Origin of the sequence: Roseivirga ehrenbergii (assembly GCF_001593005.1) — a bacterium.
Lineage (GTDB): Bacteria > Bacteroidota > Bacteroidia > Cytophagales > Cyclobacteriaceae > Roseivirga > Roseivirga ehrenbergii.
In genome coordinates this window covers 141,047-160,340 of the sequence record NZ_LQZQ01000049.1, presented here as the reverse complement: position 1 = coordinate 160,340, position 19,294 = coordinate 141,047, and the positions used below count along the sequence as shown (strand labels likewise).

Below are 19,294 nucleotides of genomic sequence, written 5' to 3'. Positions count from 1 at the left end.
TTGAAACTGATGACACCACATTAAATTCTATTCAACACTACAAAATAATGAGCGGATATTCTGGCACCCCACTGGCTAAAAAATTAGGAATTAAGGAAGGCTTCAAAGTCATGCTCGTAAACCCACCTGACTATTACAATAGTCTATTTGAAAGCCTACCTGCTAACATTGAGTTTATTGAGGATCAAAGTGAAGTTCAGGTCGATTTTATTCATTTTTTCACCAAGTCTGAAGAAGAACTTTCAAACAGAATCTTAGCCCTAAAATTAAGACTTAAACCCAGTGGGGTGTTATGGATTTCTTGGCCTAAAAAAGCCTCAAAGGTTTTCACCGATATTAACGATAGTGTAGTCAGAAGAATTGGTTTAGAAAGCGGTTTGGTGGATGTAAAGGTTTGTGCCGTTGATGAAGTTTGGTCGGGGTTAAAGTTTGTTTTTCGTTTAAAAGACCGAGACTAATTTGAATTTTAAATTTGGCCAAACGGCCATTTTACCAAATGATACTCAACCAGTTCAATTCATACATTAATGAATCCTATCTCGATCAAACCATTCATGTAATCTTTGCACCCGTTTTTTGCCCACGGTCTAAATTGAAGTAATTTAACACGATTCAAATCAATAACTATGAAATTTAGATTTACAAAAAACATTAAGATCGCTAGCTTTTTGCTTGTCTTATTGTGCTTTGCAGCTCCGTTTGCCCAAGCGCAAAAGATTCCGGCCAATGTAGCCGACAAAATTCATTTTAGAGACATTGGCCCCACTCGACAAGGTGGACGTTATGTGGATTTTGCAGTAGTAGACAAATCAACCAAAATTATCTATGCTGCAACGGCATCGGGTGGTGTATGGAAAACTGTGAATAACGGAATTTCATGGGAGCCAATTTTTGACAATGAGAATATTATTTCTGTAGGCGCCATTGCCGTAGACCAAAAAAACAATGATGTAGTTTGGGTAGGTACAGGTGAAGCCAACAACTCTAGAAGTTCCTACTGGGGAAATGGTATCTATAAATCTACTGATGCAGGAAAAACTTGGACCAACATGGGACTTCCTGAATCACATCACATCGGTAGAATTCTTATCGATCCAAAAAACTCAGACGTAGTTTATGTAGCCGCACTGGGTAAGCTTTATTCAGATAACCCAGAAAGAGGCTTGTACAAAACTACCAACGGTGGTAAAACATGGACTAAAGTTCTTGAGGTTAAAAAAGATGATGGAAAATTCATTGGTGTAGTAGATGTGGCCATGAGTCCGAAAGACCCGAACACACTAATTGCAGCAGCTTACGATAAAATCAGAACGCCTTGGACTTTTAATGAAGGTGGTGAAGGTAGTGGAATCTATAAATCAACTAACGGTGGTAGAACTTGGAAAAAACTAACCAAAGGCCTTCCAGGTGGCTTCTTAGGTAGAATAGGTGTAGCCTACGCACCAAGCAACTCTAAAGTTGTTTATGCAAACGTTGAAAATGTAAACGTTAAGGGCATTTCTACAGAAGAGAGAAGAAAAATGTTAGAGATTGGAATTCCTTTAGAAAGAGGTCAATCTGTAGACGGAACAGAAATGTATCGTTCTGACGATGGTGGAGAGTCTTGGAAGAAAATCAGCCCTGATGGAGTAGACATTGGTGGTGCCCCTTCTTACTACTACCAACAGGTAAGAGTTAATCCTAAAGATCCTGACCATGTATATGTAATTGGTATTGGAATGTGGGAATCAAGAAATGGCGGAGAAACTTGGGAAACTCCTTTTAGATTCGGTGGAGATAACCACGCGATGTGGATTGACCCTGCAGACCCTGAGCATATGCTATTAGGTTACGACCACGGAATGGGAATTACTTATGATGGTGGTAAAACTTGGTATCACCCTGATGAAATTCCATTGGCGCAGTTCTATGCTGTTGATGTAGATATGGCTTATCCTTACAATGTATATGGTGGTTTACAAGATAACGGTTCGGTAAGAGGCCCAAGCTCTAAAAGAGGTGGTTCTTCCATTGGACTAGAAGACTGGAACCGTACAGGTGGTGGTGATGGTATGTACAATGTTGTAGATAGAACAAACAACCGTTACTTATACAACGAATCACAATTCGGTCCGCTTTCAAGACTAGACATGGAAACTGGCGAAAGCAAAAGTATCCGTTACACTGGCGATCGTAATATGCGTTGGAACTGGAACGCTCCAATTGTAGTATCACAACACAATAGCGATGTAATCTATCATGCTGGAAACAAAGTAGTTAAGTCGAACTTCAGAGGCGAAAGCTGGACAGAAATCAGTGGTGATTTATCTAAGAATGACGCTGTTAAAGCTAATGGCACAGGTAATATTCAATACGGAACCATTACTACTTTAGAAGAATCTCCAATTGATGCCAACGAGCTTTGGGCAGGTACAGATGATGGAAACGTACATGTTACACGTGATGGAGGTAAAACATGGACCAACCTAAACGCAAATATTCCAAATAACCCTGAATACTGGGTAACCAGAATTGAAGCTTCTGCACACGTTCCAGGTACTGCCTACCTTTCTTACAATGGAATGCGTAGAGATGTTTTCACTCCTTACCTTTACAAAACAACAGACTATGGAAAAACATGGACTTCAATTGCTGCTGGTCTTCCAACTGAACCAGTAAACGTAATTCGCGAAGACCACAAAAACCCTAATTTGTTATTTGTAGGTACAGAACTTTCTGTGTACGCAAGTATCGATGGTGGTAAAAACTGGGCAAAGCTTAGCAATAACTACCCTACTAACCCAGCCTACGATATGGTGATTCACCCGAGAGAAAATGAGCTTGTGGTGGCTACACATGGTAGAGGTATTTTTATTGCGGATATTAGCCCACTTCAAGGCTTAACTGCAGAGGCCATGAATTCAGATGTTACATTATTTGATGTACAGCCTGCGGTTCAGTGGGTACGTGGTTTAAGCAATACTTCTGCATACACTAACTTTGACGGAGAAAGCCGTGCAGATGGTGTTCATATCAATTTCCACGCAAAGAACGCTGGCAAAGCGACCATCAAAATCCTTAAAGGAACAAGAGAGATTTACAAAACTGAGGTGAACGCCAAAGCTGGGTTAAATCAGATGATTTGGGGAATGGACGAAATTGTAAGCGAAAGATCTGAAGCTCAATTAAACCAAATGAGAGAGCGTTTTGGCCGATTTGGCTTGAGTGCAGAAGATTTGGAAGAAAGAATCGCTCAATCGAGATACATCACCAAATCTACCCAACCAGGTGAATTTACTGTTGTACTTGAAATGAATGGCAAAAAACAAACTAAAGAAACCAGAGTACTTCAAGACATCTGGTATAAAAAGTAATCGTTTTTAATTTTGATTGTATGAAGAGGTTGATCATCACAGATCAACCTCTTTTGTTTTAACCCCACTGATATCTCACCTATTAGTAATCCCTTAAAGATTTAACAAGTCTTAAAACAAAGAAAACGGATTGCTCAAATAATTTTGTTTACTTCGTGATCTCAAAAATCAGTATTCAATGCGCATTAAAATTATCCTTTCAGCCCTTCTTGTTTTCGCGGTAACAGTAAGTTGTAAAAAAGAAAGTGTCCCTCAAAAACCATTAGATTTTAACTTTAAGGTTAAAATGTCTGACAAGATTAATGATGCAACAATCATAAGTGGTTTTTATGGTCATCTGAAAAAATTCGAAGGTTTAGATAGCGTAGGAGTACCTGTTCAGAATAACATACTTCTGTATGACATTGAACATAAAGAAGCCATAGAGGGTGTGGCCTACCAAAGTGAAGGAACCACTTTCTACGATCTCAAAAAGCTCAATAAAATGGATATTGAGCCAAAGCTTACTGTGATTCCAAATAAAAACGGCTTTTATCAATTTGATTTAGGAGACTTAGAATACTGTGTTCTAATAGAAGTAAAGAAAAACACAGGCTACTACAGAGGTGGAATGCAAGTATTTAAAGGAACTTCTGATCAATTGAACGACAGAGAACTTCGTATTGACTACAAGTCTACACGATAATTCTACACAGAAAATGGATTAAAAAACAAAGGCCGAATGATTAACTCATTCGGCCTTTGTTTTATCTGAAGTTGTGTTCCTTTTATTGTTTAATCCATTCCAAGGCAACTTCTTCGTTTGAGAATAAGCGAATATCTTTAAAGCCATTGTGGAAATTAAAATTCTCCCAGACCTTATAATCCTTAATATTCTCTGAAATCAAGATTGCTCTTTTATAGCTGAAATCAACCCCAACCCCTCTTAATTCTTTAGCCATAATTTCTAGCTCCCTTCTTGTGGCAATCAGTTGAGCATCTCTAAGATCAGTAAATACCCTATAGCAGTTATGCTCTTCGGCCACTTTAGCCACTTTTGAAAAATAACTACTAGCAATATCCTTAGTCAATTCTCCTTCTATTTTCCCAAAGACGTAGTCCATCTCATCTTCGTACCCCACAATCAACAACATAGTGACTCCTTATTGAAATTAAGGGAGCAAATATACATCTAATCAGGCATAAACCAATCATTAATTACTCACTATCAGATAGTTACAAATAATTCTAATGATCAGAATAAATACGAAACTATACTTAGGTAAACTTCAGATCCACCAAATATATGACTGACAATCAACCATTCAAACTAAATAATCAACCGTTCAAATAAACAAAAAAGTAACTGGTTTCACATCTGGTTTAGTGTAAAAAGCCTATTCCACTTTGCACATCATACAACGTATACTGCCTCCTCCGTACTTCTCAATAGTAGGTATCTGCACCCATAACAGCTTTGAATATTGCTTTATACTTGATTTTTGGTCTTCCGATAAAGAATCAAAAGCAGATTTAGACATGACCAACACCGACTCACCTTCATTATTGATTACCTCCAACATATTACCCGCAAAAGCATACATTTGATCCATTGTAATCTCTATTACCTCGTGATTTGTACGTTCCAAAGCACTTATAACATCTTCGCGTTGAATAAAAGGAATTGCATCTAGGCAAATCACGGCATACTCCGCAGCCAAGCACATCAACACATTAGTATGGTAGATAGCCTCATCTGTTTTATTAAAAGCTTCAAAAACAATAGGTTCATAGCACATTAGTTCACAAAACTTATCTAATACAACTGGATGCGTGCGAGTAGAAACACAGGCGTAAGCAAGTTTATAATCGTAATCAAGAATTACACTTCCGGTACTTTCTAAAAATTTATCCTCCTTCTCAAATACCGAAAGATCAACTACTTCATTAATCTTAATTCCTTCTTCAGAAAGCTGAGTCAATACCTCATCTCTTCTTTCCGACCGTCTGCTTTCAGTCATCATAGGGTAGAGCACCACTCTCCCATCGTCATGAAAAGAAACCCAGTTATTCGGAAAAACAGCATTGGGCTTAATAGGATGATCGGTATCATCTAAGGCAATCACATCAATCCCTTCTGAACGAAGCTTAGACACAGCCCCTTCAAATTCCAGTTTAGCCTGGTTTTCAATTGTGCTCGTTTCATTTGCTCCTTCTCGGTTCTGGAATGAGTTTGAACGAGCGGTCGAAGGATCGAAACCAAAATGCTTCGGCCTCATCATCATGATTCGTTTGGCGGCTTGTTTAGACATGCCGCAAAGAAACATTATTTCTTGAGAATCCGAGTGGAAAACCCCAATCCAAAAATAAAATCTGTCTCTCCAAAGTTATTAGTTAAATCGAAGCCAGTGTACACATCCAATTGAAGATTGTTGTTCACTAAATAAGTTACACCCATATCTACATTATGAGTATTTACCCAGTCATTTCGTAGGGTACCGAACAACTCAAGGAATGCTCCCCAATTGGGTTGAAAAGCATATGAACCTACCATGGAATACTCTAAATAAAAAGGACCATTTTGGGTAGGAACGAAGCCCCCAAGACCGTAACCCAAAGTCAGTTTCTCGCTTAAAGTGTTGGAAAAATTGAATCGAAGATTTAACAAATCCTGCCCCATATCCTCATCAAAAATATCGGTAACATACTCTGCTAAAAACGAGGTTTTAGGAACAAATCCATCTTCGTTTAGAACATGAAACTTTGCACCTATCCAAGTTGAAGCAAATTGAACATCCCGTCTATTAATTACATCCCCATCAAACTTTATACGATTGATGTAAACGTTTTGAGCCAGCCTTAACTCCAACTTATCACTAAGCCCATACCTCAATTGTAGGAAGTTCAAAGTAAAGTTTTCGGATGCATAATCCTCAGGAAGGTTTACAGCATTTGCAATAGAATTTGAGAAAGCAGCCCTTGAGTACCCGATCCCCGACTCAATTTGAAAAGCACCTTTTGGCACCACAAACGAGGAGTAAGTCTGTGTAGGACGATCCGTAATTATTGAACCCATAGCTCCTTCGTTCGCCTCTTGTGCGAAAACTCCATTGGCCATCAAGCTGAAAGCCAACATGGCAAAAATTACGCTCCTTTTCATTTTTCGACTCATCTAAAAATTTCACATTAAAAATTATAAATCAGATATTTATACACTTTCTACTTATGTCTTTCTTTAAGAATTGAGATTACATCTTTTAAAGCGTAACCTTTGGCTTCCAAGAGCACCATATAATGGAATAACAAGTCCGCACCTTCATTTAAAAACAGTGATTCATCGTTATCTTTTGCTTCAATTACCAACTCTACTGCTTCCTCTCCTACCTTCTGCGCAATCTTATTCATGCCCTTCGAAAACAGATGAGATACATACGATTCTTCTGGCGTTTTTGTTCTTCGCTCTTTAATCACTTGCGTTAACTGATCTAAGAACTCAACTCCAATTTCGTTACTTTCTTCGAAACATGTATCATCTCCTTTATGACATGTTGGGCCTTCTGGTTTTGCCTTGATTAATAAGGTATCGCTATCACAATCGATCAAAACCTCTTCCGCATTAATATAATTATTTGAAGTCTCACCTTTTGTCCACAATCTGTTTTTAGAACGACTAAAGAAAGTCACTTTACCTTCTGACAGCGTTTTCTCCAAGGCTTCAGCATTCATGTAACCGAGCATCAATACCTTGTTAGAAACTTGGTCTTGAATGATAACGGGAACCAGTCCATCCCCTTTTGAAAAGTCTACTTCGTTTATGTTTTTTAGTACTCTCATTTTTCTATTCTTACCGGGATATTATAGCCCTTTAAATAATTTTTTAAATCTGGAATTGACACCTCTTTGAAGTGAAAAATACTGGCTGCCAAAGCAGCATCGGCAAGGCCGATTGTGAAGCTATCGAGGAAGTGTTCTTGGTTGCCCGCACCTCCTGAAGCAATGACAGGAATGGACACTGAGCCCGAAACTTTAGCCGTAAGTTCATTCGCGAAGCCAGCTTTGGTTCCGTCATGATCCATAGAAGTGAGGAGTATTTCACCCGCCCCTCGCTCCTCTACTTCCTTCGCCCAAAGTAAAGTTCTTCTTTCGGTAGCAATACGCCCTCCACTTACATGCACGATGTGTTCGCCCTCTACAAAGCGAGAGTCGATAGCGACCACCACGCACTGACTTCCGAATTCACCGGCCAGTTCACTAACCAATTCAGGACGCATCACGGCAGAAGAGTTGATCGAAATCTTATCTGCCCCTGCATTCAACAAAGCCGATACATCTGCAATGGAAGAAATACCTCCACCTACAGTAAACGGTATATTGATTTCGGCCGCCACACGCTTCACCAATTCTATCAGCGTCTTTCGCTTTTCCACCGTAGCGGTAATATCCAGAAACACCAATTCATCGGCTCCTTCTGCAGCGTATATAGCGGCAAGCTCTACGGGGTCGCCTGCATCACGTAAGTCAACAAAGTTGACTCCCTTTACGGTGCGCCCATTTTTAATGTCGAGACAGGGTATTATTCGTTTTGTTAACACCTTTTTGGTTTTAAGTTCTTAGTTTATTCAAAAGAGGCCAGTTCCTCTAGGCTAATTCTTCCTTCATAATAGGCCTTTCCTACAATGGTTCCGAACATGCCAGCTTGCTCTAATTTCTTTAGGTCATCCAGTTCAGCCACTCCTCCGCTCGCAATCAGCTTTAGCTTTGGGTAGCGCTTCAGAATATCATCATATAAATCAAATGAAGGGCCTTGTAACAGGCCATCTTTGCTTACATCGGTACATATCACGTATTCTATTCCTGCGCTCACATAGTCTTCCAGAAAGTTGAAAATATTCATTCCCGAACCTTCTTGCCAACCGTTAATACGCACTTCATTGTGATGCACATCGGCACCGAGAATAATTTTATCCGGACCATATTTCTTAAGCCAACTCAGTACCAAAGCTTTGTCTTTCACTGCAATACTTCCTGCTGTAATCTGTGCTGCGCCAGCTGCAAAAGCCGTATCAATCGCTTCATCCGACTTTACACCACCGCCAAAATCTACATGCAAACTGGTATTTGAAGCGATTCTCTTGAGTGTAGGCTCATTTACGATCTTGCTAGCTTTAGCGCCATCTAAATCGACTACGTGAAGTCGTTTGATTCCTGCGGCTTCAAATTTTTGAGCTACAATAAGCGGATCGGAAGCGTATTCGGTCTTTTGAGCGTAATCGCCCTGCGTGAGCCGAACGCATTTTCCATCTATAATATCTATGGCTGGTATGATGTGCATTGTTTCTGGTATTGGGTCAATAGTCAATAGTCAATAGTCAATAGTCAATTAGGAAAAACTCAAATCCAGAGATAGGGTTATCTTTCTTTGCTGATTCCCTGTTTCCTGATTTCCTGCCCCACTGTTTCCCTGATCAACCGATTCACTTGATATCAAGAAAATTCTGAAGGATGCGCTCTCCTACTTTTCCACTTTTTTCGGGGTGGGCCTGTAAAGCATAGAAGTTATCCTTGTTCAGAGCTGCACTAAACGTATTCACGTAATCAGTGGTAGCAATGGTATACTCACTGGTTTCTGCATAATAGCTATGCACGTAATACACATAACTATCAGCTTCTATTCCCTTAAACAAAGGACCAGTAGTATGCTCTAGATTATTCCAGCCCATCTGAGGCACTTTCAGCGTAGGCTCAAACTTCTTTACCTGTACATCGAAGATGCCAAGGCAATCGGTGTTGTTTTCTTCGGAATGAGCGCACATCAGTTGCAAACCTAAGCAAACACCAAAAACAGGTTGCTTTAAGTCTTTAATCACTTCATCCAGCTTTCTTTCTTTCAGAAATCGCATGGCAGTACTGGCTTCGCCCACGCCTGGAAAAATGACGCGGTCTGCAGAGCGAATCACTTCCGGATCGGCACTGAGTACAGGAGAAACGCCCAAACGCTCTAAAGCATAGGTAACAGACTGCACATTGCCCGCATTATAATCTACAATAACTACACTCATATGTTTGAATGAAAAAAGCGGTTTAAACCACCGCTTCTTTTCTTTGTTTTAATTTCGCTTCAATTTTAGATTTAATCTCTGGCAGAGAATTATACAATTGCTCATACGACTCAATAATAAAGTAATTCTCTTGCATTTTATCCTTTCTGTAAGGTGTTTCTAAGATTTTATCTACATCATACTCAAAGTGGTTGGGCTCATCGCTCAACGAGTATTTAGTTTCGCCCGCAGACGATAATATTCCTGCTCCGTATATTTTCACTTCACCCTCTTCTCTGATCAAACCAAACTCAATGGTATACCAGTAAATCCTTGACAATAAATGAATTGCCCATTCGTCTTCAATCCATTCGTGACCAAACTGACTGATGGCCTGAAGGAAGTCTACAAAAGCCTGATTGGTGAGCAATGGAATGTGAGCAAATACATCGTGAAACATATCAGGCTCTTCCAAATAATCCAACTGACTCATTTTTCGCACCCAGGTAGTAGCAGGAAATTTCTTATTGGCCATAAGCTCAAAGAAAAGACCATCTTCCACAATTCCGGGCACTGCGTAAATCTCCCAACCTGTTAAACCACGAAGTATCTCATTGGTTTTCTCGAAGTTTGGAATTCCTTCATTGGTGAAGTTCACCAACTTTAAACCCTTGGTAAATTCGGTAGTTGCGGCTTTAGGCAAACTAGGAAACTGTCGGTCGAAGAGGATACCCCATACTTTCTGGTCTTCGGCTGTGTAATTCTCATAAATCTGTTTCATTCTTTCCTTGTTAAAGACTCCGCTGGAATGGGCTAAAAAACAAAAAACCCGATTCTTGCGGAATCGGGTCTTATATGTTTGATTAATTGTTTCTATACAATTTACATAGCGCTGCCGTTCCGATCGTTCGGGTAGTAATAGTAATAATGATGTGCGCTGCTATGTAACATTGCCCCAAAGGTAAAATGCATTTCCGAATTGGCAATCCTTTTTTTAAAAAAGAATTGAGTGGAGTGAAAACCTGTTTAGGGTTTATTGTTTAAAGTCTAATAAAAGCTACCTTTTGCATGTTCTCCGTTTCATCTGCCCTTTGGCATAACCTGTGACGCTCTATGAACCAAAGGACTCTGTCCGTTAATGCTGTAAATCCATCTTGCAAGTCATTCCGTAGGAATCCTTTCACGCCTCACAAGTCAAACTTTTCTGTGTTTCTGAAAAAGATCCTTACAGGATGACTTCAAGTGGACTATTGGTGCTCTACAATCGCTTGGCTTTGCCGAGTGACTACTTAAATTAAAAAGCTAACCATCACTCGGTACAACCGAGCGATTGAGGTATAGTATACATTCTGCGTTACTTAGTGTCCTTCGCGGTTAAAGATGCCCTACCTGTTTCTTACATTTTACTTAACTTCTGAATACCCTCTAGTAATCGGTCTACATCGGAAGTTGAGCTATATAGATTTGGGGTTACGCGGATGCCTTCTTCATTCTCTGGTAGATTCCTTTTTACGGTAAATACGCCAAAGTCATCATACAACCTTTTGATTACTTCATCGGCATCTAGGTTACGTAGTTTGAAGGTAGCGATGGCACAGCTTCTTTTTGCTTCGATAGGCGTAAGCAACTCCGCATTAGCAATCCCTCCTATTTCTTTTGTCCAGTAGTTTTGCAAATACCGAAGTCGTGCTTCTTTCACGGGGATGGTCACCATATTATTAAATTCTGCGGCCTTGGGCACCGTAAGTAAAGTAGGGAATGATAGCGTTCCGAAGTGGCCCAATTTGTTAATATTATCTTCGCGCTGGCCTACATCACCAAACATTGGACTGAGGTCTTTGATTCTGTTTTTCTTCACATACATTAGCCCCATGCCTATAGGCGCACTGAACCACTTATGCAGGTTGACACCCACAAAATCACAGCCTAAATCTGGAATTTTGAAATCTAGATGCGCAAAACTGTGTGCAGCATCCACAATTACCTCCACTCCTTTCGGCCTGGCCATATCTGCAATGGCCTTTACTGGCATAATCTGTCCTGTTAAATGAATTAGGTGAGTGACTAGAATACAACGTGTTTTGTTAGTCACGGCCGCTTGGTATAAGCTTACAATTTGTGCATCACTCTCTGGAATCATCGGCAGCGCTATACGCTTGATGATAATACCCTTTGTTTTTTCAAGCATTTCAAAAGCCTCAATCATGCTTGGGTAATCTTGTTCGCTAAAAATCACTTCATCACCTGGTTGAAAATCGATGCCTTGAATCAGAATATTCAGCGCCTCCGTGGCATTTCTGGTAATCAGCAATTCTTCACGTTCTGCTCCCGAAAACTCAGCCAAGGTGTCCATAACAGGGCCGAAATCCTGCTGATTAAAAATTCTTCGCGCATAGGCCGAACTTTCCCTATTTACTTTTTTAATGGACTCTACATAAGCGTCTACCACCATTTTTGGCTGTACCCCAAAATAACCGTTCTCAAGATTGATCCACTTGTCGCTTACATCGTAGTGAGTTTTCTTAAAGTCTTTCCAAAATGCTTCATCCTGAGTTTTGGTCAGATCGAACTCTCCCTTCCATTCTGCAATACTCTCTTTAGGTAAGTATTCGTCTAAGGAACGACCAATGAAGGGCAGTGAAATTGCGCCTATTGCGAGTTTTTGAAGTAGGGATCTTCTTTTCATCTCAAAAAATTTTAATGGTGATTTGGCTTCTAAGTTAGTAAATCATGCCGTTGTCAAATTTAAAATCAAAAAATCATTCAATAGCTTGATCAAGGCATTTCATTTCTAAACCTCATTTATTTTATGATTATTGCAACACGATATTTTTGAAGATACTCAACATCATTTGTATTCTTAACCCATTGCCTTTATGCAATCATTAATTCACTACTTTTTGCACTTCGGTTTTCCTTTGGTGATTGCTCTGGTATTTTTCAAAAAGGACTGGAAGAAGACTTACTTGATTTTACTGGCGACTATGCTTGTAGATTTAGATCACTTATTCGCCAACCCAATTTTCGACCCCGGCCGATGCAGCATCAATTTTCATTTTCTGCATACCTATTATGCCATGGGCTTTTACGTTGCGCTCCTCTTTCTCAAAAAACCCTTCAGAATTATCGGCATAGGTTTACTCTTTCATATGCTTACTGATTATATTGATTGCTTAATGATGTAGTGACGCATCCAAGGTTGACAAAGCTAATTTTGCAGAAACATTAAAATTTAAAACAAATGCGAAAAATATCTCTTTTCATTGCCACAAGTTTAGACGGTTACATTGCAAAACCCAATGACGACCTTAGTTTCTTAAAGCTAGTAGAAAAGGAGGGTGAAGACTATGGTTATGAGCAATTTACAGAAACCATTGACACGCTGATTATTGGCAGAAAAACCTATGATTATGTAATAAAAGAAATCGGTTCATCTCATTACGACAATGGACAAAGAGATGTGTATGTCATTACAAGAACTCAAAGACCAAGTGTTGGAAGAACCACCTTTTACACAGGAAGCTTGACGGATTTAGTTAAACAACTAAAATCTGAAAACGGTAAAAATATTTATTGTGATGGAGGTGCAGAGGTAATCAACGAACTTCTAAAAAATGACTTGATTGATGAGTTTATTATTTCAATCATTCCAGTTTTGCTAGGAAATGGAACAAGGTTATTTAAAGATGGGCGCCCCGAACAACTGCTTGAATTTGTAACTGCTAAAACATTTGACACGGGGTTAATTCAGTTGCATTACAAACGAAAAAAACATAACGAACTACTGACATAGGGTTGTCACTTCTTGGGTATAGATTTGTGTCAACGAATCTTTAACGCTGATCATAAAGCAATAGACCAGAAAGTGAATGAAATGAGTAACAAGGAAGCAGAAACCTATTGCCCTAAAAGCCGAGCAGATTGGCGCGCATGGTTAGCAAAAAACCATGCGTCTGAACAGTCTGTTTGGCTGGTTTATTTTAGGACATCCACAAAAGTTGCTTCTATTACTTGGAGCGAAGCCGTAGATGAAGCCCTTTGCTTTGGGTGGATAGACAGCACCAAAAAGACCATTGACGAAGAAAGGTACATGCAGTATTTCAGCAGAAGAAAGCCGAATAGCATGTGGTCTAGAGTAAACAAAGAAAAGGTAGAACAGCTCATTCAAAACAACCAAATGACCGAAGCGGGTTTGGCCAGTATAGCGACCGCAAAACAGAATGGTTCTTGGACATTCTTAGATAAAATTGAAGCCCTTGTCATTCCAGAAGATTTAACAGCAGCATTGGCCAATCACAAAGGCGCCACAGACTACTTTGATGGCCTAAGTAAGTCCGCTAAAAAGATTTTATTGCACTGGGTAATCTCTGCTAAAAGACCAGAAACAAGACAAAAGCGAATTTTAGAAATCGCAGAAAACGCCAGTGAAAACTTGAAGCCAAAACAGTTTAGGTAGAACGGCTTTCATCGCCAACATTATTGGTATGTTATCAGGAAGTTTTGATAAATTAGATGATATACAAATTATGTACATGGCCGAAATGTAACCTAAGCAAAAATTGATGAGTGAAAAATTTACTGAAATTGATATCCAAACGCAATACGCCTTAATTGGAGAGTTTGTTGTACGATTTGAAGACATTAACGATTGGCTTAGATTCTTAATTCCAAAAATTATTTTCCCAGATAAGCAGTCAAAACTACAAACTCAAAACATAGGCTCTTTGATTGAAAACATTACAGCTGACCCTTTGAGGTCAAAGTTTGATTCCCTTATTTCCGACAGCTTTACAGCCTATCCTAAATTAAGCCAGTTAAACCTTAAGCTCTCTTCCAAAATAGTTGAGTTACCACAAATACGAAACACTATTGTTCACGGGGCATATAGGCTTGGTTGGAAAGATTTTGAAGGAAATTTATCTTCTGACACTCTCTCTGTTCAACATAGTAAAGCAACAAAAAAAGGTTTTGAAAAACGCTCAAAAATAATTTCCACAAAAACACTTGAGAACTTGAATCGAGATATGATTAAGGTTTCAAAGTCTTATAACTATATAGGTGCAATTATCGACTGTTTGAATCATCACAATTTGCCAGAACAGGCAGATAAATACCTTATTTTTCTAGATAAAGAGATTGATTCATTTAATAAAATGAAACTTGATGAAATTCTGACCTTAAATTAAATTTTGTTCACACCAGTTAAGGTAGCAACCTCCTGTCGCAGGTTCTCCGATTTATCTGCCAGTAGGCAGAACCTGTGTTAATTTATTAATCAAGGACTCTGTCCGCTTTATTTAGCACCTCCTTTCCAAACCAACAGACTCTCGCGGTTTTTTCGTGCCTCAAAAACACTCAGAGTGACGGTAAGTGATGGAACTTTGCGCTACTTAGCGCACTTTGCGGTTTCATCAAAGCACCAATAAGCCATAATCGTTCAAAAAGAGCACTCTCCCTTTGATTCATAATTATCGAAAACAGTTATCTTGGAAAGTAAGCACTACAAGCCCGCTCAACGGTAGGCATAAGTGTCCGTAACCTGAATTAAGAAGCTTATTTTAAATAAATATGAAACAGATTATTTGTCTATCCATATTACTTAATGCCGTAATACTACAAGCGCAAGATTTCGGTAAAGACCTTGAGCATTTAGCAGAAACAAACCAGAAATGTTTAGACAAGGGCAGGTTTATGCTTGACTGTGAAAGAAACTATTATACTCAAATTGACAGTATGCTGAATGTGGTATACAACCATATTAGAAAACCCATGACCGAAAAGCAAAAAAGCGATTTAAAAACGGCTCAGTTATCATGGTTAAAAGCAAGGGACAAGAAATTCAACGAAATTAATAAGGAAGATATCGGGTTAGGCGGGCAAGATGGAATGATGTTTAAATATCAAAGGAAAGCTACTTATGTTCTCGACCGAATTAATTATTTCATCAAGCAATATTTGAATAAAGACGAGTAGCGGAATTAATTCTAAAAGAATGAACAAACCCTTACAGGCTGAAAGATAGTAAACCTTGAGCTACGAGGCTTCGGAGCGTCTGTACTTAGCACCTCCTCTCCGTACAAACAGACTCTCGCGGTTTCGTTTTTCAAACTCAACCTCAGAGTGACGGTAAGTGATGGGGCTTTGCGCTACTTAGCGCACTTTGCGGTTTCACTACACCACCAATAAAAGCAAAGAGACCTCCTCGCGGTAGTCTCTTTTGGATTAGACAGCAGTCAAACACATCTGACCCAGTCTCTTCAGTGATTTCAGCCTTCTACTTACCCCCTTCAATTATAGCTAGAGTTTGTTCTACCCAGTCTTTGTTGGCCCCTAGCTTAATTTCAGGGCCAATTCCTTCGTTTTCATAGGGAAGAAAAGAAGCTTGACGCATATCGGTTGGTGCATAAGTGAACATCCCCGATGGCGAAGTGTATGTTCTACCGTAATTAGTACCATAGCCCAGCGCACCATAAGTGGTTTGTCCTAAATGAACCGTGTTCTTCAATTTTCTTAAGCGTCCTGTAGTGAGTTCTCCGTTACTGCCCGTGTAGAAGTTCGTCAGTACATACACCTGCGCTTTGCTCTTCTTTATGGCTTTTATAATCGGCTTAGATATTTTATCCGAGCCGCCCACATTGTTTCTCAAATCAACAATCAAGTAAGGCGAGTTCAGTTCATTTTCGATTTGAGTGACTAATTGGTCTCTGTTTTTCCTCATAGTGCTTCTGTTAAAACTGTTCATCCAAACGTATTGCACATCATCATTCAAGCGAGTCAGCTTGAAGCTTTCAGCCTCATCGGAAGTTACGTTTACAATATCATAGGCCTCATCCTTCGTTTCTTTTCGGGTAGTAGAAAACAACTGCCCATTTTCAAAAAGCTGCTCTTCAGCAAAAACCAAGTTCTTATACAACTGACCATAGAAGACAATATTAAAACGTGAAGGCGAGTCGGTTTCCTTGATGTAAGCATAGATCTGTCCCGGCTCCCAAATACTGATCTGGGATTCTAACACCACTCCCACCAAGCTATCTGTATCAATACGATAAACACCTAATTTCATTCTGCTGCCCGCATTGTAGATGCCTTCAATACCCGATGCTGGTTTAGATTTCAATTGGGCTTTCAATTGCGTTAAATCCAGGCCCACCTTGGGGTGATTTTTGAAGGCATCGCTGGTTCGGTAGCTTTTTATAAATGTAGAATCGAAGATATCGTCCATCGTATAATCTGGTCTCGGCTCGTACACTTCGGCATGCTTATCATTCACAAAATGCTCTAGCTGATTGAGCTTCCAAAAGCAATCGACCTTGGACATTTCATTGGCCATTTCGCCACGAAGTTGTTGGTATAAATTCTCGAATTCAGTTTTCTTATTTCCTTTTACCTGATGCTTAAATGAGTTCATCTTCTTCATCTGCGCATAGACAAAATCAAGCTCGGGTTTGCAGTCGCAATTGGCTTGTGCCGAAAGGTTAAAACTTAAAGTAATAAGGAAAATTAGGGTCAGTAAATTTTTCATTTCTGTTTGTTTATGCCCCGAAGCTTCGGGGGGACTGGTTCAAACGTACAAACAGAAATCGGCCTTTAAACCTATTTAATAAGGCTTGTGGCGAAATCACACTATTCTGTGGTGGAATTGACGGCTGTTTCTACTGCAGCCTGATAAGTTTTTGAAACAGGTACTTCAATGTCGCCTGTAAGCATCACATTCACTTTACGATTTCCGGTCTTCCATTGTCTAAAATGATAAGCATTGATCAAAAAAGAGCGGTGGGTTCGGATCAATTCTGGCCGTTGCTCCTCCACGGCTGTCAGCTTATTTCTGATCAGCTGTGTCTTTAAATTCCCTCCTTCATTAAAAGTCACTTCTACATAATTATCAGACGACTGAATACAAATAAGATCGTTCAATTGCAGGCGCAAACTCTCGTAATTTCCAGTGCCTTTAATTTCGATTTTATCATTCTCTAAACGCTTCTCTTTGTACTTACCGAAAGACCAACGGCCAATGGCCACGATAGGGAAAACGGTGAGTGCCGCAGGCAAATAAATGGCAGTAGCAAAATAGGAAATGGTGTAAGCGTATGGGTCAGAGTCCACCACCAAATAATAGTACACCAAGCGGGTAGCCACAAAACCGATGATGATGACGAAAGACATAAAAGTGAGTTCCGCCCAAACAGGCCACTGCCCTACTTTTTTAGACAACCAATGCTGAAAGGGCAAGCAAATCAGATAACAAATGGAGCCAAAAAGACCGTAGAGCGGCAGATAAGTCAACTTCTCATTCAAGTAAAGTTGACCTACATCGAGCGGTTCGGTAAAGAACAGAAAAACGAATACCCAAACCGCCAAGCCCAATGCAATTAGTACATGATGTTTAATGGAAGGGTCGAATGGGTAATGCTGCTTTAACATATCTGGCTTTGGCTTACAATGATATTGGAAAAGCCGCTCTTTTCAAGGTTGAAAAATAGAAAACATAAAAATTTATGCTCTACTGATTGATCGAAAATCTTACTACAGTCGCTTGGCTTTGCCGAGTGACATCATAAATGAAAGAAGTAAAACCAACTATCACTCGGTAAAACCCAGCGGTTGAGCCAAAAATGCACTCAATCAGCATTTAAAAACCACTTTTGCAGAAACTCTTCAAAAGCCGTAGTATGCTTAAGAAAATAAATTTCAAAAATGCTGTCATATTTTTTAAGGCCTTGTCACTAATATTAATAGACAATGGAAAACTTCGAACATCAGCACAATGCGCCAATGACTTTTGAACAAGTGCTAGAAAGCAACAAGGAGAAAATCTATAGGATCAGCCGTGTTTATGCCGTTGCTCCTTTAGAGCCGCAAGATTTGTTTCAGGAAGTGGTTTATCAAATCTGGAAGTCCTTTTCCACCTTTAAAGGCAATTCAGGCATTGATACTTGGGTCTATAAAATTGCGCTGAATGTTTGTCAGCGATCTAAACTGAAACTAGACAAAGGCAAAGAGAAAACGGTAAGGCTAGACTCCTTGCAGTTTGTTCTGGCAGAAGTTGGCCCAGACAAAAGTCAGCAAGAAAGGTACAAGGCACTTCACGACTGCATTGCTACATTAAACGAAGCGGATCAATCCTTATTAGTATTACTGCTCGAAGGCCTTCCTTATAAGCAAATTGCTACCATTACTGGTTTGACTGAAAACCATGTAGCCGTAAAAATGAAACGTATTAGAAAATTATTATTCGACTGTATCACCCCAAAATTGGCATAAGATGACAGAACAAGAACTAAAAGAAATATGGATGAGCTCTTCGCAGGCCGAGAGAATCCAAGTCGATTTATCAAAATTGGTGATGGAACTCAAGAACAAACTGAATCACATTGAAAAGGTAATCAGGAACAGAGATATCCGTGAGATTATAGCTGCATTCATCACTATCCCGATGTTTGCCTATTTCGCTTATGACATCCCCTTTCCCATTACCCGAGTCGCAAGCATACTCACGATAGTATGGTCAGTTTATGTGATTTATCGCTTTAGAAAACTTCAGCTTAGCAAAAAAAACGAAGACCTTACATTGCCCTTCAAGGCTCAGTTGGAACACCAAAAAAGCAATATGATGGCGCAGCACAGGTTTTTAGACACCGTATTGTACTGGTATGCTGGCCCTCCTTTTCTACTGAATGTCGCATTTATATTAGGCTTAGGCAATCCAGATATTTTTGGCTATTCCTCTGGTTTGAAGGAACATTTGCCCTTTGACTCGGGAAGTAAAATCACATTGATTGTTTTATTAGCCGCCTTCTACGCCTTTGTGGTATGGTTAAATAAACGGGCGGTAAAGAAAACGCTTAACCCACTCATTGCCGATATCCAACGTATTCAAGACCAACTGGAAGAAGAATAAACACATAAGGAACTCAATTATACAAC

At 39.6% G+C, this 19,294-nt stretch carries 21 protein-coding genes; 10 read left to right on the top strand and 11 right to left on the bottom strand.

What is annotated here, in order from left to right; translation table 11 throughout:
• Window positions 1-47: 47 nt before the first annotated feature.
• The 3 genes from MB14_RS15135 (at window position 48) to MB14_RS15125 (ending at window position 4,038) form a co-directional block, all read left to right on the top strand.
• The gene (locus MB14_RS15135) at window positions 48-458 is read left to right on the top strand and encodes a DUF3052 family protein (RefSeq protein WP_062593047.1); all 411 of its coding nucleotides are present in this window, start codon (window positions 48-50) and stop codon (window positions 456-458) included.
• 168 nt (window positions 459-626) lie between these two features.
• Window positions 627-3,353: a WD40/YVTN/BNR-like repeat-containing protein gene (locus tag MB14_RS15130; protein WP_084376103.1), complete on the top strand. Its 2,727-nt coding sequence runs from the start codon at window positions 627-629 to the stop codon at window positions 3,351-3,353.
• Window positions 3,354-3,531: 178 nt separating this feature from the next.
• A complete protein-coding gene (locus tag MB14_RS15125) occupies window positions 3,532-4,038 on the top strand; it encodes a hypothetical protein (RefSeq protein WP_062593045.1) in 507 nt (168 codons plus the stop codon).
• Between the two features lie 82 nt (window positions 4,039-4,120).
• On the opposite strand, the gene MB14_RS15120 is transcribed toward MB14_RS15125, so the two are convergent.
• From MB14_RS15120 to MB14_RS15080, 9 genes are all read right to left on the bottom strand, one after another.
• Entirely contained in the window at window positions 4,121-4,486 is a 366-nt protein-coding gene (locus tag MB14_RS15120; protein WP_062593043.1) for a hypothetical protein, read from the bottom strand.
• Window positions 4,487-4,729: 243 nt separating this feature from the next.
• Window positions 4,730-5,644, bottom strand: coding sequence for a citrulline utilization hydrolase CtlX (ctlX, locus tag MB14_RS15115; RefSeq protein WP_062593444.1), 915 nt, complete (start codon window positions 5,642-5,644; stop codon window positions 4,730-4,732).
• Between the two features lie 14 nt (window positions 5,645-5,658).
• Window positions 5,659-6,492, bottom strand: coding sequence for a transporter (locus tag MB14_RS15110; protein ID WP_062593041.1), 834 nt, complete (start codon window positions 6,490-6,492; stop codon window positions 5,659-5,661).
• A gap of 59 nt (window positions 6,493-6,551) precedes the next feature.
• Complete coding sequence (gene hisIE, locus MB14_RS15105; protein WP_062593039.1) at window positions 6,552-7,166, bottom strand: bifunctional phosphoribosyl-AMP cyclohydrolase/phosphoribosyl-ATP diphosphatase HisIE; 615 nt, start codon at window positions 7,164-7,166, stop codon at window positions 6,552-6,554.
• The gene (hisF, locus tag MB14_RS15100; RefSeq protein WP_062593037.1) at window positions 7,163-7,924 is read right to left on the bottom strand and encodes an imidazole glycerol phosphate synthase subunit HisF; all 762 of its coding nucleotides are present in this window, start codon (window positions 7,922-7,924) and stop codon (window positions 7,163-7,165) included. Before hisF ends, hisIE begins: the two co-directional genes overlap by 4 nt.
• Window positions 7,925-7,947: 23 nt before the next feature.
• A complete protein-coding gene (gene hisA / locus MB14_RS15095; RefSeq protein ID WP_062593035.1) occupies window positions 7,948-8,664 on the bottom strand; it encodes a 1-(5-phosphoribosyl)-5-[(5-phosphoribosylamino)methylideneamino]imidazole-4-carboxamide isomerase in 717 nt (238 codons plus the stop codon).
• 142 nt (window positions 8,665-8,806) lie between these two features.
• Window positions 8,807-9,391: an imidazole glycerol phosphate synthase subunit HisH gene (gene hisH, locus MB14_RS15090; RefSeq protein WP_062593033.1), complete on the bottom strand. Its 585-nt coding sequence runs from the start codon at window positions 9,389-9,391 to the stop codon at window positions 8,807-8,809.
• Between the two features lie 22 nt (window positions 9,392-9,413).
• A complete protein-coding gene (locus MB14_RS15085; RefSeq protein WP_062302229.1) occupies window positions 9,414-10,151 on the bottom strand; it encodes a phenylalanine 4-monooxygenase in 738 nt (245 codons plus the stop codon).
• Between the two features lie 615 nt (window positions 10,152-10,766).
• Window positions 10,767-12,056, bottom strand: a complete 1,290-nt coding sequence (locus MB14_RS15080; RefSeq protein ID WP_062593031.1) for an aminotransferase class V-fold PLP-dependent enzyme — start codon at window positions 12,054-12,056, stop codon at window positions 10,767-10,769.
• A gap of 190 nt (window positions 12,057-12,246) precedes the next feature.
• On the opposite strand from MB14_RS15080, the gene MB14_RS15075 reads away from it, so the two are divergent.
• The 5 genes from MB14_RS15075 to MB14_RS15055 all read left to right on the top strand — a co-directional run bounded on the left by MB14_RS15075 (window position 12,247) and on the right by MB14_RS15055 (window position 15,343).
• On the top strand, window positions 12,247-12,555 hold the full coding sequence (locus MB14_RS15075; RefSeq protein WP_062593029.1) for a DUF6122 family protein: 309 nt from the start codon (window positions 12,247-12,249) through the stop codon (window positions 12,553-12,555).
• A 56-nt stretch (window positions 12,556-12,611) separates the two neighbouring features.
• Window positions 12,612-13,163 carry a dihydrofolate reductase family protein gene (locus MB14_RS15070; protein ID WP_062593027.1) on the top strand — a complete coding sequence of 184 codons (552 nt, stop codon included), beginning with the start codon at window positions 12,612-12,614 and terminating at the stop codon, window positions 13,161-13,163.
• Window positions 13,164-13,244: 81 nt separating this feature from the next.
• Entirely contained in the window at window positions 13,245-13,826 is a 582-nt protein-coding gene (locus MB14_RS15065) for a YdeI/OmpD-associated family protein (protein WP_062593443.1), read from the top strand.
• A 106-nt stretch (window positions 13,827-13,932) separates the two neighbouring features.
• Window positions 13,933-14,556: a hypothetical protein gene (locus MB14_RS15060; RefSeq protein ID WP_062593024.1), complete on the top strand. Its 624-nt coding sequence runs from the start codon at window positions 13,933-13,935 to the stop codon at window positions 14,554-14,556.
• 382 nt (window positions 14,557-14,938) lie between these two features.
• Window positions 14,939-15,343, top strand: a complete 405-nt coding sequence (locus tag MB14_RS15055; protein WP_062593023.1) for a lysozyme inhibitor LprI family protein — start codon at window positions 14,939-14,941, stop codon at window positions 15,341-15,343.
• 301 nt (window positions 15,344-15,644) lie between these two features.
• Here the strand turns inward: MB14_RS15055 and MB14_RS15050 are convergent, their stop codons facing one another.
• On the bottom strand, window positions 15,645-16,892 hold the full coding sequence (locus MB14_RS15050) for a S41 family peptidase (protein ID WP_062593021.1): 1,248 nt from the start codon (window positions 16,890-16,892) through the stop codon (window positions 15,645-15,647).
• Window positions 16,893-16,993: 101 nt separating this feature from the next.
• Window positions 16,994-17,791 (bottom strand): LytTR family DNA-binding domain-containing protein, encoded by a 798-nt coding sequence (locus MB14_RS15045; RefSeq protein ID WP_062593019.1) that lies wholly within the window; start codon window positions 17,789-17,791, stop codon window positions 16,994-16,996.
• Between the two features lie 318 nt (window positions 17,792-18,109).
• On the opposite strand from MB14_RS15045, the gene MB14_RS15040 reads away from it, so the two are divergent.
• On the top strand, window positions 18,110-18,631 hold the full coding sequence (locus MB14_RS15040; RefSeq protein WP_246032560.1) for an RNA polymerase sigma factor: 522 nt from the start codon (window positions 18,110-18,112) through the stop codon (window positions 18,629-18,631).
• 1 nt (window position 18,632) lies between these two features.
• Window positions 18,633-19,268 (top strand): hypothetical protein, encoded by a 636-nt coding sequence (locus MB14_RS15035; protein ID WP_062593017.1) that lies wholly within the window; start codon window positions 18,633-18,635, stop codon window positions 19,266-19,268.
• The last annotated feature ends 26 nt before the right edge of the window (window positions 19,269-19,294 follow it).

Coding starts and splice junctions, on each gene's coding strand:
- MB14_RS15135 (WP_062593047.1), top strand. CDS start 48: ATGAGCGGATATTCTGGCACCCCACTGGCTAAAAAATTAGGAATTAAG.
- MB14_RS15130 (WP_084376103.1), top strand. CDS start 627: ATGAAATTTAGATTTACAAAAAACATTAAGATCGCTAGCTTTTTGCTT.
- MB14_RS15125 (WP_062593045.1), top strand. CDS start 3,532: ATGCGCATTAAAATTATCCTTTCAGCCCTTCTTGTTTTCGCGGTAACA.
- MB14_RS15120 (WP_062593043.1), bottom strand. CDS start 4,486: ATGTTGTTGATTGTGGGGTACGAAGATGAGATGGACTACGTCTTTGGG.
- ctlX (WP_062593444.1), bottom strand. CDS start 5,644: ATGTCTAAACAAGCCGCCAAACGAATCATGATGATGAGGCCGAAGCAT.
- MB14_RS15110 (WP_062593041.1), bottom strand. CDS start 6,492: ATGAAAAGGAGCGTAATTTTTGCCATGTTGGCTTTCAGCTTGATGGCC.
- hisIE (WP_062593039.1), bottom strand. CDS start 7,166: ATGAGAGTACTAAAAAACATAAACGAAGTAGACTTTTCAAAAGGGGAT.
- hisA (WP_062593035.1), bottom strand. CDS start 8,664: ATGCACATCATACCAGCCATAGATATTATAGATGGAAAATGCGTTCGG.
- hisH (WP_062593033.1), bottom strand. CDS start 9,391: ATGAGTGTAGTTATTGTAGATTATAATGCGGGCAATGTGCAGTCTGTT.
- MB14_RS15085 (WP_062302229.1), bottom strand. CDS start 10,151: ATGAAACAGATTTATGAGAATTACACAGCCGAAGACCAGAAAGTATGG.
- MB14_RS15080 (WP_062593031.1), bottom strand. CDS start 12,056: ATGAAAAGAAGATCCCTACTTCAAAAACTCGCAATAGGCGCAATTTCA.
- MB14_RS15075 (WP_062593029.1), top strand. CDS start 12,247: ATGCAATCATTAATTCACTACTTTTTGCACTTCGGTTTTCCTTTGGTG.
- MB14_RS15070 (WP_062593027.1), top strand. CDS start 12,612: ATGCGAAAAATATCTCTTTTCATTGCCACAAGTTTAGACGGTTACATT.
- MB14_RS15065 (WP_062593443.1), top strand. CDS start 13,245: ATGAGTAACAAGGAAGCAGAAACCTATTGCCCTAAAAGCCGAGCAGAT.
- MB14_RS15060 (WP_062593024.1), top strand. CDS start 13,933: ATGAGTGAAAAATTTACTGAAATTGATATCCAAACGCAATACGCCTTA.
- MB14_RS15055 (WP_062593023.1), top strand. CDS start 14,939: ATGAAACAGATTATTTGTCTATCCATATTACTTAATGCCGTAATACTA.
- MB14_RS15050 (WP_062593021.1), bottom strand. CDS start 16,892: ATGAAAAATTTACTGACCCTAATTTTCCTTATTACTTTAAGTTTTAAC.
- MB14_RS15045 (WP_062593019.1), bottom strand. CDS start 17,791: ATGTTAAAGCAGCATTACCCATTCGACCCTTCCATTAAACATCATGTA.
- MB14_RS15040 (WP_246032560.1), top strand. CDS start 18,110: ATGGAAAACTTCGAACATCAGCACAATGCGCCAATGACTTTTGAACAA.
- MB14_RS15035 (WP_062593017.1), top strand. CDS start 18,633: ATGACAGAACAAGAACTAAAAGAAATATGGATGAGCTCTTCGCAGGCC.